Origin of the sequence: Vibrio tarriae, from assembly GCF_002216685.1 — a bacterium.
Lineage (GTDB): Bacteria > Pseudomonadota > Gammaproteobacteria > Enterobacterales > Vibrionaceae > Vibrio > Vibrio tarriae.
In genome coordinates this window covers 1,662,423-1,680,442 of the sequence record NZ_CP022353.1, presented here as the reverse complement: position 1 = coordinate 1,680,442, position 18,020 = coordinate 1,662,423, and the positions used below count along the sequence as shown (strand labels likewise).

The following is an 18,020-nucleotide window of genomic DNA, read 5'->3' as shown; positions in this document are numbered from 1 at the left end:
GGCATAGGATAAGGATTAGTCAGGTCGTTACGGTTTGTTGGGTGCTAAAGGCAGAGTAATTAACACGCGAGTGCCTTGTCCCAGTTCACTAAAGAGCTGTATATCACCATCGTATTTTTTGATACTACTGTAGGCTTCGGTTAAGCCGAGGCCTACGCCTTTGCCTACATCATGAGTGGTGAAAAAGGGGTCAAAAGCGTGCTGTTTTTCTTCGATACTCATACCGCGGCCAAAATCGCGAATCTCAATTTCTAGCTGTTGATGATCATGACGCAGCGAAAGTTCGATACGGATCATGGGGTCATCGGAGGCGTAAGCTTGATAGGCATTATTTAAAATAGCGCTCAACGCCGTCACAAAATCGTTGCTGTAGCAATATATCAATGGTGGGTAGAGAGTTTGCTCTTTCCAGACGATCCATTCTCGCAAACCACAAACTTGAATCGTTTGTTCCACTAAGCTTAGTGGCGAGACCCAACTGCTGTCATGGGGAGCCGGTTCGGCTTGGCAACGCTGAACTTTATCGACAATCGATTTTATCCGGTCGACACAGTGCAGGGCATCTCTAATACTTTCCGCAATACCTGAAAAACTCTCTTCGAGATAAAGCGCATTTTTGGTTTGGGTTAACTTATCGTAGTAATCGCTTCCGCTAAGCAGTAAATCAATCTGTTCAAAGCCTACTTTAAGCTGGTTAAAGTCTTGTTGAAGTAACTGTAAATGGCTTTTCAGTGCGCCGTTTGGGTTGTTAATTTCATGAGCAAATCCAGCGGCCAGCGTACCAATCGAGATCATTTTCTCGGTTTCGACCAGCTTATCCTTCATCAAGGTTAGCTTGGTATTCATCTCTTCAAGTTGTTGATTTTTTGCGAGTAGGTTTTCCGTACGCTGGTTAATCTTATCTTCGAGTTCTAAATTCCACTGTTCAAGCTGATGTTGATAATCACGCATGGTTGCTTCTGAATGGCGCAACGATTGCACCATTTGTTGAAAAGAGTGGGCGACGCGACTGATTTCATCATGACCTTGAATATCAAGTTGCACTTCACGATTGCCGAAGGTGATTTGATCGGTCGCGGTTTTGAGCTTTGTTAAACGCCGGGTCAATGCATTGCCCAAGAGATAAGAAAACAGCGCGACTAAGCCCATTTCCCCCAGCACAATCAGCAGTGTCCATTTGCGGGCGTGGGCGAGTTGTTGCTCAAGATAGGATAGGTCAAAACCGATATACACAGTGCCAAACAGAGTGCCACTCACTTCAATCACATCCGTTGCGGTGTAGATGGGTTGGAGTTTAGAAAAATCCTGATCATTAATCGTGTGATAAGTTTCAAATAAATCGCGGGCGCCTTTAAAGGTTAAGAGTTTTCGATGAGGATTTTCGACCGCCACATAGACAATATCTTGATTCGACATCATTAACGTGGCGGCAGAATCGATACTGGCTAGATCGTAAGCCAGTACTGGATTCTTCACCATAGTGGCAAACAGAGCAATCGTAGTTTGGGCGCGCTTTTGTAATCCATCGTAGTTGGTGGATTCAAGATAGCTTAGGGTGAAGGTGATCAAAATCGTCAGTAATAAAGCTTCGATCAACGCCACGCCAAGCATCGTCTTTAAGCGTATCGACATCGCTTATTCCTTAAGCAGATGAGAGAGGGTTTGGATGTCTAATTCACGGATGTCGTCCCAATCGCTGTCTTGAGCGGTTTCAATGCCCGAAAAACCAATCGCTTGAAGCTGCAAACGCCCTTTCTCGGTCTGATCAAGGTTAACTAATGCATTTTGCACCGCGGATACCTGATCTGGGTTCAGTCTTGGATGATAGGCGAAAGCGTGCGGCGTAAAACTGGGGCTTTCCCACAATATTCTGAGTTGGCTAGTGATGGCCTTAGGGGCATTGTTAAATGTGCGTTTGATACCACCACCAGCAGCAAAAAAGCCATTCGCTACGTTCAAGTAAACAGAATCGTGCGAGGAGACATATTGAGACTCAATATTTATCCCTTCTTTTCTTAACAGCGCTTGAGGAATGATGGTAGCGGCAAAGGCAGCAGGAGAGGGAAAGGCGAGACTTTTTCCATCGAGATCTTGTATGGATCTTATCGGGCTCTCTTTCGCAACCACTATGATGCCTTGTAGCCTCTGTTCTTTCTGTTTAGCAAATGCCACATATCCAGGTTGTTGATGGAAGAGTGTGTAGTGATAAGGATTCATGTACACCAAATCATAATCACCTTTGAGTACCCGCTGTTCAAATTCCGGAATAGTGGCCGCGGTGTGAAATTCAATCGAGGAGCCTGTTGTTTCGGAAAGGTTTTCCAAAATCGGTACCCAACGTTTAGCCAATTCTTCAGGGGATTGCTGTGGCACGACACCAAAAGAGAGGGTGGAAGCCCAAGTGAGAGATGACATACACCAGACGAACACAAGCCAACCGTAGCGCATAAAGTTACCTTTGAGTTTCTAATACTAATGGGGTAAGTATAGAAAATGGTTGATCAGCTAGGTGATTATTTTCTGGTAAAGAAAAGTGATGAATTGGGTTTATTCGACCTGTTCAGCAAAATTTACGTTTTCACGTGATTCGTATTCATAAGTTTGAATTAGGCTCACAACTTACTTATTTGTACCAAACGATTGCTTAAAATAGAGGTTTGATGTGGCTCACATTTCAGCTCTGCGAGATAGTGCATTGTCATTAAGAGTTGGCGTGTATGTGTACAAAATGTTAAATAGATCTGAGTTATCTAGCATAATGCGCTGTACATTGAGGGTGCACTAGATAATTTAGCAAATTGTCTGTTTATGCCAGCTTCTTTGCTCTAATCAACTAGAGATAACTAAGATTCGTGAAGTTTTTTACTAGTGTCTGAGAAAACCAGAGAGGATAGTCGGTTTTTAAGACATTTTTATGGCAAATTAATTCAATGATTGCTAATGTGTGCCGCAATCCCTGTCAGGTGTAAGTTGTCTTTGTTTAAAACTTATACGACAAACGACAACAATCAGCCGTTCTGAATACCTGACATGGAAGTCATGGATGCAATACTAAAACTTGGAGTTTATGCATGTATAAGAACAAAATCACCCAAGCACTGCTTCTCGGTGCTGGTCTAGCGGTGGCTACCACGTCATTTACCTCTTTTGCAGCGAATGTTCCTGCTGGTACCAAACTTGCTCCTGTTCAAGAGCTGGTTCGTGGTAACGGTACTGAAGTCGCGTCTCTCGATCCGCACAAAACCGAAGGTGTTCCTGAGTCCAACGTGATTCGTGACCTGTTAGAAGGTCTGGTAAACCAAGACGCTAACGGTAACGTGGTTCCGGGTGTTGCGGAAAGTTGGGAAACCACAGACAACAAAACCTTTACTTTCCACATTCGCAAAGAAGCGAAATGGTCTAACGGCGACCCTGTTACTGCACACGATTTCGTGTACAGTTTCCAACGTGCTGTCGATCCAGCAACCGCATCTCCTTATTCTTGGTATATGGAATACACCAAGATGAAGAATGCTAAAGAGATCATCGCTGGGGAGAAAGACAAATCTACTTTGGGTGTAAAAGCGCTTGATGACAAAACCCTCGTGTTTGAGTTGGAAAGTGCAGTGCCTTACTTCGTGATGATGATGGGTCACACAACAGTGAAACCCGTTCATAAAGCGACAGTGGAAAAGTTTGGTGAGCAATGGACAAAGCCTGAAAACTATGTTGGAAACGGTGCTTTTGTTCTTGAAAAATGGGTGGTTAACGAGCGTTTAGAACTGAAGCGCAACCCACAATACTGGGATGACAAGAATACGGTTCTGAATAAAGTGACTTATCTGCCAATCGAAAACCAAGTGGCAGAGATGAACCGCTTCCTATCGGGCGAAATTCAGATCACGAATGAACTGCCTCTTGAGCATTTCAAGCGTCTGAAAAAAGAGCATCCAGAGTCAGTTCAAGTACAAGGTCAACTCTGTACTTATTACTATGGCTTCAACAACAAAAAGCCACCATTTGATGATGTTCGTGTACGTCAAGCGCTCTCCTATGCGATTGATCGCGATGTGGTTTCGGATGCCATTTTAGGTCAAGGCCAAAAACCGGCTTACTTCCTAACGCCAGAAATCACCGCGGGATTCAGCCCAGAAATGCCAGCTTACGGCAAAATGACTCAGAAAGAGCGCATTGCTGAAGCGAAGAAATTGCTGGAAGAAGCGGGTTATAACAAATCTAACCCTCTGAAATTTACTCTGCTGTACAACACTTCAGAAAACCACAAGAAGATTGCAACTGCTGTTCAATCTATGTGGAAAACCTCTCTGGGTGTTGATATCGCATTGGAAAACCAAGAGTGGAAAACCTACCTAGATACTCGTCGCCAAGGCAACTTCGATGTGACTCGTGCGGGATGGTGTGGTGACTACAACGAAGCGTCTTCTTTCTTGACTCTGATGCTGTCAAGCAACACCTCAAACGATCCTCAGTACCACAATGCTGAGTACGACGCCGTGATTGAAAAAGCCATGACGTCAACATCAGAAGAAGAGCGTCAAAAACTCTATGCTGATGCAGAGAAGTTACTGGCTCGCGATATGCCAATCGCACCAATCTATCAATACGTAAGATCACGCCTTGTTTCTCCAACGGTTGGTGGTTATCCATCAAACAACGCGGAAGACAAGATCTATATGAAAGATCTTTACATCAAAGCTCAATAATAGAGCCGTAACCCAACGACTTGGAGTGACTGCGTAGTATTGCGGCAACTCCAGTTAAGCGGGATAAAACTATAAGTAACGTAGACGCTGCATGTGAAATTCACATGCAGGGTCTTTGCATTTCCTTGTCACAGATTGAAAGAGTGAGCATATGCTTAAATTCATCGCTAAAAGGATATTTGAAGCGATACCAACCATGTTGGTGTTGATTACGATATCTTTCTTTCTTATGCGCTACGCGCCAGGCAATCCATTTTCTTCTGAGCGTCCTCTGCCGCCGGAAGTGATGGCTAACATCAACGCCAAATACGGCTTAGATAAACCGGTTTCTGAACAGTATCTAACCTATTTGACGAATATCGTTCAGGGTGATTTTGGTCCATCGTTTAAGTACAAAGACTATACGGTGAATGAACTGATCGCCAGCGCGCTGCCTGTATCGGTCAAAATCGGTCTTGCCGCGTTTTTCTTCACTGTCATTATGGGGGTAACGGTCGGAACCATAGCTGCCTTGAAGCAGAATACTTGGGTCGACTACACCATAATGTCCACCGCCATGTTAGGGGTGGTCATGCCTTCCTTCGTGTTGGCACCTGTGTTGATTTATATCTTTGCGATTAATTTTAATATTTTCCCGGCAGGCGGATGGCAAGACGGAGGGTTCCAGTACATGGCTCTGCCAGTCTTGGGGATGTCACTGCTTTATGTCGCGACTTTTGCCCGTATTACTCGTGGCTCAATGATTGAAACCCTGAACAGTAACTTTATCCGCACCGCTCGTGCAAAAGGGCTGAGTTACGGTTATATCGTGGTCAAGCACGCGCTGAAGCCAGCCATGCTGCCTGTTGTGTCATACATGGGCCCAGCTTTCGTCGGCATCATCACGGGTTCAGTAGTTATTGAGACCATTTTTGGTTTGCCAGGCATTGGTAAGCTCTTCGTTAACGCCGCCTTCAACCGAGATTATTCTTTGGTTATGGGGGTAACGATCCTGATCGGTTTCCTATTTATTTTGTTTAACGCGATTGTCGATATTCTTCTCGCTTACATCGATCCGAAGATTCGCTACTAATAGGACTTAGATAATGTTGACGAAAAAAGAAAACTTAGCGGCGATTGAAAACTTTTCGCAAAATCTTGAGATTCAAGGCCGCAGCTTATGGCAAGACGCGCGTATTCGTTTTATGCGTAACAAAGCAGCGATGGTCAGCCTGTTTGTTCTACTGTTGATCACTCTCGCCGTGATCATTTTACCTATGCTTTCTTCATACAGTTATGAAGATACAGATTGGTATGCAATGCATGCAGCACCTTCGGCTGAACACTGGTTTGGTACCGATGCTCTTGGACGTGACCTGTTTGTGCGTACGCTGGTTGGTGGCCGTATCTCCCTGATGGTAGGTATCATGGGCGCTTTGGTTGCGGTATTGATCGGCACTCTATATGGTGCAGCGTCTGGTTTTATTGGTGGCCGTACTGACCGTGTGATGATGCGTATTCTGGAAATCCTCTACGCAATCCCATTCATGTTCTTGGTTATCGTATTGGTCACTTTCTTTGGCCGTAACATCGTGCTGATCTTCGTCGCGATCGGTGCGATCGCATGGCTGGATATGGCGCGTATTGTGCGCGGCCAAACCTTGAGCCTACGTAGCAAAGAGTTTATCGAAGCGGCGCATGTGTGTGGTGTGAGCAAGTGGAACATTATTACGCGCCATATCGTGCCAAACGTACTGGGCATTGTAGCGGTTTACTCCACCCTACTGATCCCAAGTATGATTTTGACCGAATCTTTCCTTTCTTTCCTTGGTCTTGGGGTACAAGAGCCGATGACAAGCTGGGGCGCGCTGTTACAAGAGGGCGCGAACACAATGGAAGTGGCTATTTGGCAACTCTTGTTCCCTGCCGCATTCATGGTGTTGACCTTGTTCTGCTTTAACTATGTCGGCGATGGTCTACGTGACGCGCTCGATCCAAAAGACAGATAAACCAAGAAGAATAAAAAGGAAGCAATGATGAGTTTATTAGATGTCAAAGATCTGCGCGTAGAATTCTCTACCCAAGACGGTATTGTCACCGCAGTGAACGATCTCAATTTCTCTCTTAAGCAGGGAGAAACTTTAGGTATTGTGGGCGAATCTGGCTCAGGCAAATCACAAACCGTATTTGCCATCATGGGGCTACTCGCTAAAAACGGTAAAATCAGCGGTAGCGCGAAATTTGAAGGTAAAGAAATCCTTAATTTGCCGGAGCGTGAACTGAATAAAGTGCGCGCTGAGCAAATCGCGATGATTTTCCAAGACCCAATGACTTCACTTAATCCATACATGAAAGTGAGCGATCAGCTGATGGAAGTGCTGATGTTGCATAAAGGTATGGGGAAAGCGGAGGCGTTTGAAGAGTCAGTACGCATGCTGGAAGCGGTAAAGATCCCAGAAGCGCGTAAGCGTATCACCATGTATCCGCATGAGTTTTCAGGCGGTATGCGTCAACGGGTGATGATTGCGATGGCTTTGCTGTGTCGCCCGAAACTGCTGATTGCGGATGAACCGACCACCGCACTTGACGTTACCGTTCAAGCGCAAATCATGGAGCTGCTTAACGAACTGAAACGTGAGTTCAATACCGCAATCATCATGATCACCCACGATCTGGGGGTGGTTGCTGGCTCTTGCGATAAAGTGCTGGTGATGTATGCCGGCCGTACTATGGAGTACGGTTCAGTAAACGATATTTTCTATAACCCAAGCCACCCTTACGCAGAAGGTTTGCTGAGCGCGATCCCGCGCTTGGATACCGAAGGGGAAGTGTTGCCGACGATTCCGGGCAACCCACCTAACTTGCTGCGTTTGCCTGTCGGCTGTCCTTATCAAGAACGCTGCCATCGCGTGACGGATCGCTGCAAGCGAGAAGCACCGATCCTGCTGCCGTTTGGTAACGGCCGTCAACGTGCGTGTTTTTCTGATTGGGAGGCTTGGACAAAATGAGCGTAGAGAAAAAATTATTATTGGACGTTAAAGATCTTAAAGTCCATTTCAACATTACCCCAAAATCGGCATGGCCATGGACCAAGCCCGTTACCTTGAAAGCGGTAGATGGGGTTAACGTGCGTCTGTATGAAGGCGAAACCTTAGGGGTAGTGGGCGAATCTGGCTGTGGTAAATCGACTTTCGCACGCGCCATTATTGGTCTGGTGCAAGCGACTCACGGTGAAGTAGTGTGGTTAGGTCAGGATTTAACACGTATGCAGGAAGTGAAACGCCGTGCAACGCGTAAGCAAATCCAAATGATTTTCCAAGACCCACTGGCGTCATTGAACCCACGTATGACGGTCGGAGATATCATTGCCGAGCCACTGCAAACCTTCTATCCCGAGCTTTCCAAGCAAGAAGTGAAAGATCGGGTAAAAGAGATGATGTCCAAGGTAGGTTTGCTGCCTAACGTGATCAACCGTTATCCGCACGAGTTTTCAGGCGGTCAGTGTCAGCGTATCGGTATTGCTCGCGCGCTGATCCTCAAACCTAAGATGATCATCTGTGATGAACCGGTTTCCGCTCTGGATGTGTCGATTCAGGCTCAGGTCGTTAACCTTCTCAAAGAGCTGCAAAAAGAGCTCGGTTTAAGTCTGGTGTTCATCGCGCACGATCTCTCGGTGGTAAAGCACATCTCAGATCGCGTGTTGGTCATGTATTTGGGCAATGCGGTAGAGTTGGGCGTTTCTAAAGAACTGTTTGCTAACCCTAAACACCCTTATACCAAGGCATTAATGTCTGCCGTGCCTATTCCTGACCCCAATATCGAGCGCAATAAGACCATTCAGATGTTGGAAGGGGATCTGCCTTCACCGATGAACCCGCCATCGGGTTGTGTGTTCCGCACTCGTTGCCCGCAAGCTACGGCAGAGTGTGCGAAGACAAAGCCAGTGATTAAAGGTTCGGATATTCACTCAGTATCTTGTTTGTACGCTGAGGCATAAATTCAGCCTGTGACGGGCCAAGCGCGATTCCTCGTTCGGATCGCGCTTTTTTTTGTATTCGAATATTTTGAACAACACGACCAATCGCCTTGGGTTAAGTGGCGTGCCCAGTTGCTTATAATGCCTAAAAGATGAGAATTTGGGGGCAAGATGGGCAAGCTAATTAAAGGCAAATGGCACGATGTTTGGTACGACACTAAACAACATGATGGCGAATTTATACGCGAAGATGCAGGGTTTCGTGACTGGGTGAAAGCGACGCCTGATGCGCAATTTGCAGCTGAATCTGGCCGTTATCATCTCTATGTCTCTTTGGCGTGTCCGTGGGCACATCGCACCTTGATTTTTCGTGCTCTCAAAGGACTGCAAGCGCATATTGATGTGACGATTGTCTGTCCGGATATGCTCTCACATGGTTGGCAGTTTGGCATACCAGAGCCGCTGTATGGCTACACTCAACTACATCAACTCTATACCCATGCTAAAGCCGATTACACCGGACGAGTCACAGTGCCTGTGTTGTGGGATAAAAAGCGGCACACTATTGTGAGCAATGAATCTTCCGAAATCATCCGCATGTTCAACAGTGCATTTAATGAGTTAACGGGCAATCAAACCGATTATTATCCTCAAGCGCTGCGCACAGCGATTGATGAGTGGAATGAATTCATCTATCCCCACATCAACAATGGGGTATATCGTTGTGGTTTTGCGACCACGCAAAAAGCCTATGAAGAAGCGTTTGAAGCGCTGTTTGCGGCGTTGGATAAAGTTGATCAGCATCTGGCAACGCATCGTTATTTAGCGGGAAACCAAATCACCGAAGCGGACTGGCGTTTGTTTACCACCTTAGTGCGTTTTGATGCGGTGTATGTCGGGCATTTCAAATGTAACCGTCAGCGTATTGCGGATTACTCACATCTGAGCGGTTATTTAAGGGAGTTGTATCAAGTCCCCAGCATCCAAGAGACGGTTGATTTTTACCACATTAAACGCCACTACTATTTCAGTCATACCACAATCAACCCCACTCAAGTTGTGCCAGTCGGGCCGCAAGTGGATCTACTCAGTCCACACCAGCGTGAACGAATTGGTTGAAAAGGGTAGATAGCAATCTATAAAGCGCATAAAAAAGCCCCCGAATTTCGGGGGCTTTTGCCTATCTGTCACCAGAAAAGATGACTGTGACTAGCGCTTATTTCTGCTCTTGACCCGCTTGGATAGCCGTCAGAGCGATGGTGTAGACGATATCGTCAACCAATGCGCCACGAGACAGGTCGTTAACTGGCTTACGCATACCTTGCAGCATAGGACCGATAGACACCAGATCCGCTGAACGTTGTACCGCTTTGTAAGTGGTGTTACCGGTGTTCAGATCTGGGAATACGAATACGGTCGCTTTGCCCGCGACTGGCGAGTTAGGCGCTTTAGAAGCCGCTACGTTTTCCATGATCGCCGCATCGTACTGCAGAGGGCCGTCAATGATGAGATCAGGACGTTTCTCTTTAGCAATGCGGGTTGCTTCGCGCACTTTATCAACGTCTGCACCTTGACCAGAAGTACCGGTCGAGTAAGAGATCATCGCTACGCGAGGCTCAATACCGAAGGCGGCTGCTGAGTCCGCAGACTGGATAGCAATCTCAGCCAGTTGCTCTGCGTTTGGATCTGGGTTGATCGCGCAGTCACCGTATACCAGTACCTGATCAGGCAGCAGCATGAAGAAGATTGACGAAACCAGAGACGCATTGGGCGCGGTCTTGATGATTTGGAGTGGTGGACGAATGGTGTTCGCCGTGGTGTGAACCGCACCTGAAACCAGACCATCAACTTCGTTACGCTCAAGCATCATAGTGCCGAGAACAACGGTGTCTTCCAGTTGCTCGCGCGCCACCACTTCGGTCATGCCTTTGCTCTTACGCAGTTCAACCAGACGTGCCACGTATTTCTCTTGCGCCACTTTTGGATCGATGATTTCGATGCCAGAGCCGAGTTCAACACCTTGCTGCGCGGCAACGCGTTTGATCTCTTCTGGGTTACCCAAAAGCACACAATGTGCAATACCGCGCTCAGCACAGATGGCTGCTGCTTTCACAGTACGTGGCTCATCACCTTCTGGCAGTACGATACGCTTGTTCGCGCTACGAGCCAATTCAGTTAGCTGGTAACGGAAAGCAGGTGGGCTCAAGCGACGAGACGCTTGCGCACCTTCAGTCAGAGAGTCTACCCATGGGCCATCAATGTGGCTTGCCACGTGCTCGCTGATGAATTCGATACGCTCTTTGTCATCGGCTGGCACTTCAAGGCTGAAGCTTTGTAGGTTCAGCGACGTTTGCCACGTGTTGCCTTGCGCTTTGAAAATGGGCAGACCCGTGTCAAAAGCGGGCTTACATAGATTCACCAGTTCACGCGGAATATCGTAACCGCCGGTCAGAAGTACTGCGCCGATTTCCACACCGTTCATCGCTGCGAGTGCCGCAGCTACAATCACGTCAGGACGATCAGCTGAGGTTACCAGTAGTGAGCCCGGTTTGAAGTGCTCAATCATGTTCGGGATAGAGCGAGCACAGAAAGTGATGCTCTTGATACGACGAGTATTGATCTCACCTGGGTTGATGATTTCAGCTTTCAGGTGCTTCGCCATATCGATAGCACGAGTCGCAATCAGGTCGATGCTCCATGGCACACAGCCCAGCACACGAATTGGGCTGGTGTTGAAGATCTGCATCACTTCAAGGTTAGCTTGTTTCGCATGGTCAGCAGCATCATCAAAGATCTCTGACAAGTCAGGACGAGTACGGCCCGCGTCATCAACCGGTGCATTCAGTTTATTGATGATAACGCCTGAAATGCTCTTGTTCTTGGTGCCACCAAAGTTAGAGCACGCCACTTCAATGCGCTCTTTCAGTTGCGTCGGGTTATCCGTACCTGGAGTGGCAACGAACACAATTTCCGCACCAAGAGTGTTGGCGATTTCCGCGTTCACTTGGTTAGCAAAAGGGTGTTTACGTGTTGGAACCAGACCTTCGATCAGCGTCACTTCTGCATCTTTGTTGATCTGGTTGTAACGCTCAACCACGGTTTCCAGCAGAACGTCCATCTTCTCGCTACCGATCAGCGTCTCTGCGGCAGACATGCTCATCGGCTGGCCGATCTTGATGTCGCTGTTGCGGCTCATGACAGTAGAAGTCAGGTCAGGTTGATCATCGCCAGTACGTGGCTGTGCGATAGGCTTATAGAAAGAAACGCTAACCCCTTTACGCTCCATTGAACGCAAGAGACCCATGCTCACGCTGGTCAGACCGACGCCAGCGCTGATTGGGATAAGCATAATAGTACGGGACATGGGTAAAGTACCTCAACACTATTGATACCAATCTAAGGTGCTTAGATTGAAAGTGACAAAGCTCAAACGCAGATTAGGCTTACGCTGAGCCCCTAAATGACACTGGCTAACCTGAGTTAGCCAGTGTAAGGCGTATTAGATGTTCGTTAAACGAGCAGTATCTTCTGCAATCACTAACTCTTCGTTAGTGGCGATAACCATCGCTGGGATACGGCTGTCAGCCGTCGTGATCACACCTTCGCCACCGAAACGGGCTTTCAGGTTTGCTGCGCTGTCAACCGTGATACCGAAGATCGCTAGGCGGTTCAGAACCATTTCACGGATTGGCGCAGAGTTTTCACCGATACCACCAGTGAAGGTGATCGCATCCAGACGGCCGTCTAGGCTTGCAGTGTAGCCAGCCACGTATTTCGCTAGGCGGTGGCAGAACACGTCCATTGCGCGAGTTGCTTCTTCCTTTTGACCGTAGTTGTCTTCAACGAAACGGCAGTCAGAAGTCACTTCAGTCAGACCTAACAGACCTGATTCTTTGGTCAGCATGGTGTTGATTTTCTCGACTGAGTAACCCAGCGTGTCGTGCAGGTGGAAGATGATCGCAGGATCGATATCACCACAACGAGTACCCATCACCAGACCTTCCAGTGGAGTCAGACCCATAGAGGTGTCAACCGATTGGCCGTTTTTGATCGCACAAACAGAAGCACCGTTGCCTAGGTGGCAGTTGATGATGTTCAGTTCGTTTGCAGGTTTGCCAAGACGCTCAGCCGCTTCACGTGCGATGAACAGGTGAGACGTACCGTGCATGCCGTAACGACGAATACCGTGCTCTTTGTACAGGTTGTATGGCAGAGCGTACAGGTACGCTTCTTCTGGCATCGTTTGGTGGAACGCAGTGTCGAATACCGCAACGTTTTTCAGCTCAGGGAACGCTTTTTGCGCCGCTTTGATACCGATGATGTGAGCTGGGTTGTGCAGTGGAGCCAATGCGGCACAGTCTTCGATACCTTTTAGTACAGCGTTGTCAATCAGTGCAGATTGAGTGAACTGCTCACCACCGTGTACCACGCGGTGACCGATCGCTTTCAGTTGAGCGGCCAGTTCTGGTTTAGAAGCAAGAATAGTTTCAACGATGAAAGACAGAGCTTCATCGTGTGCTGCGCCTTCGCCCAGTTGAGCTTCGTGCTTGCCGTCCAATTTCCACTTGATACGAGCTTCAGGAAGGTGTAAACATTCAGCAAGACCTGAAAGATGTTGTTCACCGCTTTGAGCGTCAACAACTGCGAACTTAAGTGAAGAACTACCGCAGTTTAAAACTAAAACCAGCTTAGACATGAGTGACTACCTGTAATAATCGGTTGAGATAAAAAAATCAGTACCAAGAGTAGATGACGCATCGATGAACGCGCCCTAATCTCGGTCAATAAAACGTCAATTTCCGTATCGTGGAGACGTGACAAAGTCAGTATAAATCGTCGATGCAATCCGTGCAGGAATCGTCCCAACGTTGCCTAAATTGTAAATAAGGGCAACAATGAGATTGAGAGTCCGCAGAGCATAGCGATAATGGGCAAATATAACAAAAAAAATTTGAATCAATATTAGCTTTTGTCAAATTTTTGCGTCTTTTTTTGAATCATTCAACTAGATTTTAGTGGCTTGAGCAAAGAGCAGCGAGGAAGTGGATATGAATAATAAAGTCGGCATAGTGCATAGCCTAAAAGATGGCCAGAAGTACATGGATATTTGGCCGATGCGCAAAGAGTTAAATCCACTGTTCCCTGAGCAACGCGTGATTAAAGCGACACGCTTTGCGATTAAAGTGATGCCAGCCGTTGCCGCGATCAGCGTACTGACACAAATGGTGTTTACGAATACCCAAGCCATGCCTCAAGCGATTGTGGTCGCTTTATTTGCCATGAGTTTGCCACTGCAAGGTATTTGGTGGCTGGGCAATCGTGCCAATACCCAATTGCCGCCGGCGCTTGCAAGTTGGTATCGCGAACTCTATATGAAGATCGTCGAAACCGGTTTTGCACTGGAGCCGATCAAAAGCAAACCACGTTACAAAGAGCTCGCGCAAGTGTTGAATCGCGCGTTTCGGCAACTGGATGATACAGCGCTAGAACGCTGGTTTTAAGGCCGCTGTGTAGACTGTTGTCCATCAGTGTGACCAACGAATATCGAATAGCATATCGAATAGTTGGTCACAGAAACTTGCCGTGTGCCAAGTCAACCTATCCCATTAGATCAAGATCAGTTAGCGCTGAGTGTAGCGATTGCGAGACGTTCTTTCTTTATGAGCAGAGGCCGCTTTCGCCTGAGATTTCAAAATAGAGTCTACCGTTAATGGCATCGGCTCTTTGGGCTGTAGGCCGTGAGGGAAAGTTCGTGCGCGTGGCGGGAGAGTAAACTCTTCACTGGAAGCGCGAGGCATTCGTTTAAAGCGATAGAGATAAAAATTTTCTAGTTTTTCTCGTGCCCACTCGGTCTTGTTTAAATATTTGACACTGCTGGCAATCGAAGGCTTGGTATGAAAGCAGTTAAAGCGCATTGCGGTATCTAAAATATCCCAGCCATAAAAATCCACCAGCTCTTGCAGTAAGGTTTCTAACTTAAGGCCGTGTAATGGGTTGTTTTTTTGTAGTTCGATTCTTTCTTGAACGGTCATCATCATCGGCTCCTAAGGATAAACGGTAGATAGGGTCGGTATATTAAGATTTGGCACCTGCACTTGTTGAATCCTGCAGAGGGGGCGCATTCTAGCAGAGTTGATCTTACATCCCTATGGTTATCTGTTATGGGGATCATCTTTTATGGGGTCACCTTAGTCACAGAGTCTATCTGGGCTCATGGGAGTGAACTGACCTACCATCCTCTGTCGCTCCACGTCGTTTGGGGAGATAGTTAACTTCACTTCCATTTTCGACATTGACCAAATTCTGCACTTTTTCTTGTTATTTAACTGTTAAATCCTACTTCCCTTTGCCTAAAGTTACTGGTAATAATGTTGTCAGAGACACCTTGAGTGTCCAATAACAACTATTAAAGCTACACCCACACACAACATCATAAAAACTATGCTTTATATCAAGGAGTTAAGATGAGAGCAGGCAAAGTTATTGCTACCGCCGTTCTAGCCGGAGCTGCACTACTGTCTTCCCAGAGTATCATGGCCAAAACAGCCAAAGTCGCGGTATCACAAATTGTGGAACACCCCGCTTTAGATGCGACACGTCAAGGGCTACTCGATGGATTGAAAGCCAAAGGCTATGAAGAGGGCAAAAATCTAGAATTTGATTACAAAACCGCGCAAGGTAATCCTGCGATTGCGGTCCAAATTGCCCGTCAATTTGTCGGTGAAAACCCAGATGTCTTAGTCGGTATTGCGACACCTACCGCCCAAGCACTGGTTTCTGCCACAAAAACCATTCCTATTGTGTTTACCGCAGTGACTGACCCTGTTGGTGCTAAGTTGGTGAAACAACTTGAACAACCGGGAAAAAACGTGACAGGTTTGTCAGATTTGTCTCCGGTTGAACAACATGTTGAACTGATTAAAGAGATCCTACCTAACGTCAAATCGATTGGCGTGGTGTACAATCCAGGTGAAGCCAATGCGGTCAGCTTAATGGAGTTACTCAAACTCTCGGCTGCAAAGCATGGTATTAAGCTGGTCGAAGCTACTGCGCTGAAAAGTGCTGATGTTCAATCAGCCACCCAAGCGATTGCTGAAAAATCCGATGTGATTTATGCCCTGATCGACAACACGGTCGCCAGCGCGATTGAAGGCATGATTGTGGCAGCTAATCAAGCCAAAACCCCAGTCTTTGGCGCAGCCACTTCTTATGTAGAACGCGGCGCGATTGCCAGCCTAGGTTTTGACTATTACCAAATCGGCGTGCAAACCGCTGACTACGTGGCGGCTATTTTAGAAGGTAAAGAGCCGGGTTCGCTTGATGTTCAAGTGGCAAAAGGTTCGGATCTTGTGATCAACAAAACCGCCGCAGAACAGTTAGGAGTCACCATTCCTGAAGCCGTACTTGCGCGTGCAACCAGTACCAAATAAGTAAGCTCTATCCAAATGACGAGGGGGTAACGCTTTACGCGCTAGCCCCTCGTCGGAAGCGTATATCCCAAGGAGTTGGGGTATTTCAACTTCTGTAAGCAGAAAGGAGTATGTATGTCTGCTTTTGCCTTTTTTGGCGCTTTGGAGCTTGGCTTGTTGTATGGCTTAGTAGCTTTGGGCGTGTATTTAACTTTCCGAGTGCTGGATTTCCCTGATTTGAGCGTCGACGGCAGTTTCCCAATGGGCGCTGCTGTGGCGGCTACTGCGATTGTGGCAGGAATTAACCCATGGGTGGCGACAGGCTTGGCCATTCTTGCTGGCGCCGCTACCGGTTGGGTCACGGCTTTTCTCAGTGTGCGATGTGGTATCTTGCATCTCTTGGCCTCGATTTTGACCATGATTGCTGCATTTTCCATCAATATCCGCATTATGGGACGTCCTAATCTGGCCTTATTAGGTGAAGATACTATTTTGACCCCGTTTGAAACCCTCGGTGATCCAGTGTTAATCCGTCCACTGGTGGTGGGTGTATTGGTTGTGATCTCTGCGTTGTTAGTGGTTCGGCTCTTAAACAGCGATTTCGGTTTAGGGTTGCGAGCCACAGGCGTCAACGCTCGTATGGTGGCAGCCCAAGGGGCAAGCACCGCGTTTTACACGTATTTCTGTTTGGCTCTGTCTAATGGATTTGTCGGTTTTGCAGGGGCTCTATTTGCGCAAACCAACAGCTTTGCGGATGTCACTTCTGGTGTTGGTACGATTGTGGTGGGGCTTGCTGCGGTCATTTTAGGGCAAACCCTGATCCCCGGTCGCAAAATCTGGGTCGCTGTTGTGGCGGTGATTGTCGGTTCTGTGCTGTACCGCTTAGCCGTTGCCTTCGCACTTAGTTCAGGCATGTTTGGCTTACAAGCTTCAGACCTTAACTTGGTGACTGCCGTGTTGGTGGCTCTGGCTCTGATCATGCCGAAGATTAAAAGGAATTTAAAATCAAAAAAGCGTAACGCACCTGCTCAGAAGATTGAAGTCTCTCAGCAGGGAAGCGTGTCAGGAGATGCAGCATGATCCGTTTACAAGATATTCAGGTGACCTTTAACCCCGGCACGATTTTGGAAAATCGCGCATTGCGCGGCGTATCGCTAGAAGTTCCGGAGCACCAATTTTTAACTGTGATCGGCTCTAATGGGGCTGGGAAATCGACCCTACTCGGCGCGGTTACAGGTGAAACTCCCATCGTGGGTGGTCAGGTGTTAATTGATGAGATTGATGTGACTAAACAGAGTGTGGATCAGCGTGCGAATCTGTGCGCGCGTGTGTTTCAAGATCCGTTAGCCGGAACGTGCGGTGCACTCACGATTGAAGAGAACATGGCACTCGCCTACATGCGTGGTAAGAAACGTGGCTGGAACTTGGCGCTTTCCAATCAGCGCCGCAAGTTGTTTCAAGAACGTATCAGCATCCTCGGTTTGGGGTTAGAAGATCGCCTCGGTGACAATATTGGTCTGCTCTCTGGCGGCCAGCGCCAAGCAGTAAGTTTGGTAATGGCGACACTGTCAGAAAGTAAACTTTTGCTACTCGATGAACATACCGCAGCACTTGACCCGCGCATGGCCGCATTCATCATCGATCTCACGAAAAAAATCGTTAAAGAATTCAATCTGACGGTGATGATGGTGACGCACTCGATGAAAGATGCTCTGGCTTGTGGTGATCGTACCGTCATGCTGCATCAAGGTCAGATTGTATTGGATGTCACGGGTGAACAACGGGCAAACATGGGAGTACCGGAGCTGCTTGAGATGTTCTCGAAAGTACGCGGAGAAGAGTTGGCGGATGACAGCCTTTTGCTGAGTTGATCGCTTTTTTTAACCGAAAACGGTGAAAACGGGGCTTGTTATTACCATCAAGCACTAGCACTTTTTAGTGTTTTTTGGGCAT

General features: G+C 47.5%; 15 protein-coding genes. 10 read left to right on the top strand and 5 right to left on the bottom strand.

What is annotated here, in order from left to right; genetic code table 11:
• Nucleotides 1-27: 27 nt before the first annotated feature.
• Both CEQ48_RS13310 and CEQ48_RS13305 read right to left on the bottom strand, forming a co-directional pair.
• Nucleotides 28-1,632 (bottom strand): sensor histidine kinase, encoded by a 1,605-nt coding sequence (locus CEQ48_RS13310; RefSeq protein ID WP_089071579.1) that lies wholly within the window; start codon nucleotides 1,630-1,632, stop codon nucleotides 28-30.
• Between the two features lie 3 nt (nucleotides 1,633-1,635).
• Nucleotides 1,636-2,448 carry a phosphate/phosphite/phosphonate ABC transporter substrate-binding protein gene (locus CEQ48_RS13305; protein ID WP_089071578.1) on the bottom strand — a complete coding sequence of 271 codons (813 nt, stop codon included), beginning with the start codon at nucleotides 2,446-2,448 and terminating at the stop codon, nucleotides 1,636-1,638.
• Nucleotides 2,449-3,071: 623 nt separating this feature from the next.
• On the opposite strand from CEQ48_RS13305, the gene CEQ48_RS13300 reads away from it, so the two are divergent.
• The 6 genes from CEQ48_RS13300 to CEQ48_RS13275 all read left to right on the top strand — a co-directional run bounded on the left by CEQ48_RS13300 (nucleotide 3,072) and on the right by CEQ48_RS13275 (nucleotide 9,777).
• Complete coding sequence (locus CEQ48_RS13300; RefSeq protein ID WP_089071577.1) at nucleotides 3,072-4,703, top strand: ABC transporter substrate-binding protein; 1,632 nt, start codon at nucleotides 3,072-3,074, stop codon at nucleotides 4,701-4,703.
• Nucleotides 4,704-4,854: 151 nt separating this feature from the next.
• Entirely contained in the window at nucleotides 4,855-5,775 is a 921-nt protein-coding gene (oppB, locus tag CEQ48_RS13295) for an oligopeptide ABC transporter permease OppB (RefSeq protein WP_000911062.1), read from the top strand.
• Between the two features lie 13 nt (nucleotides 5,776-5,788).
• A complete protein-coding gene (gene oppC, locus CEQ48_RS13290; RefSeq protein ID WP_000956293.1) occupies nucleotides 5,789-6,691 on the top strand; it encodes an oligopeptide ABC transporter permease OppC in 903 nt (300 codons plus the stop codon).
• A gap of 27 nt (nucleotides 6,692-6,718) precedes the next feature.
• Entirely contained in the window at nucleotides 6,719-7,690 is a 972-nt protein-coding gene (locus CEQ48_RS13285) for an ABC transporter ATP-binding protein (protein WP_000054402.1), read from the top strand.
• Nucleotides 7,687-8,679 (top strand): murein tripeptide/oligopeptide ABC transporter ATP binding protein OppF, encoded by a 993-nt coding sequence (gene oppF, locus CEQ48_RS13280; protein ID WP_000110067.1) that lies wholly within the window; start codon nucleotides 7,687-7,689, stop codon nucleotides 8,677-8,679. The genes CEQ48_RS13285 and oppF overlap by 4 nt, the downstream gene beginning before the upstream one ends.
• Before the next feature lie 150 nt (nucleotides 8,680-8,829).
• The gene (locus tag CEQ48_RS13275; protein ID WP_089071576.1) at nucleotides 8,830-9,777 is read left to right on the top strand and encodes a glutathione S-transferase family protein; all 948 of its coding nucleotides are present in this window, start codon (nucleotides 8,830-8,832) and stop codon (nucleotides 9,775-9,777) included.
• Between the two features lie 97 nt (nucleotides 9,778-9,874).
• Here the strand turns inward: CEQ48_RS13275 and pta are convergent, their stop codons facing one another.
• Both pta and CEQ48_RS13265 read right to left on the bottom strand, forming a co-directional pair.
• A complete protein-coding gene (gene pta / locus CEQ48_RS13270) occupies nucleotides 9,875-12,022 on the bottom strand; it encodes a phosphate acetyltransferase (protein WP_089071575.1) in 2,148 nt (715 codons plus the stop codon).
• A gap of 135 nt (nucleotides 12,023-12,157) precedes the next feature.
• A complete protein-coding gene (locus CEQ48_RS13265) occupies nucleotides 12,158-13,354 on the bottom strand; it encodes an acetate kinase (RefSeq protein WP_089071574.1) in 1,197 nt (398 codons plus the stop codon).
• A 352-nt stretch (nucleotides 13,355-13,706) separates the two neighbouring features.
• On the opposite strand from CEQ48_RS13265, the gene yfbV reads away from it, so the two are divergent.
• Nucleotides 13,707-14,159, top strand: coding sequence for a terminus macrodomain insulation protein YfbV (yfbV, locus tag CEQ48_RS13260; RefSeq protein WP_089071573.1), 453 nt, complete (start codon nucleotides 13,707-13,709; stop codon nucleotides 14,157-14,159).
• A gap of 120 nt (nucleotides 14,160-14,279) precedes the next feature.
• Here yfbV and CEQ48_RS13255 read toward each other — a convergent pair whose 3' ends face one another.
• Entirely contained in the window at nucleotides 14,280-14,690 is a 411-nt protein-coding gene (locus tag CEQ48_RS13255; RefSeq protein WP_089072379.1) for a VF530 family protein, read from the bottom strand.
• Nucleotides 14,691-15,122: 432 nt separating this feature from the next.
• Between CEQ48_RS13255 and CEQ48_RS13250 the strand changes: the two genes are divergently transcribed.
• From CEQ48_RS13250 to CEQ48_RS13240, 3 genes are all read left to right on the top strand, one after another.
• Entirely contained in the window at nucleotides 15,123-16,088 is a 966-nt protein-coding gene (locus CEQ48_RS13250; RefSeq protein ID WP_089071572.1) for an ABC transporter substrate-binding protein, read from the top strand.
• A 114-nt stretch (nucleotides 16,089-16,202) separates the two neighbouring features.
• The gene (locus CEQ48_RS13245) at nucleotides 16,203-17,147 is read left to right on the top strand and encodes an ABC transporter permease (protein WP_181712621.1); all 945 of its coding nucleotides are present in this window, start codon (nucleotides 16,203-16,205) and stop codon (nucleotides 17,145-17,147) included.
• On the top strand, nucleotides 17,144-17,938 hold the full coding sequence (locus CEQ48_RS13240; protein ID WP_089071570.1) for an ABC transporter ATP-binding protein: 795 nt from the start codon (nucleotides 17,144-17,146) through the stop codon (nucleotides 17,936-17,938). The genes CEQ48_RS13245 and CEQ48_RS13240 overlap by 4 nt, the downstream gene beginning before the upstream one ends.
• Nucleotides 17,939-18,020 lie beyond the last annotated feature (82 nt).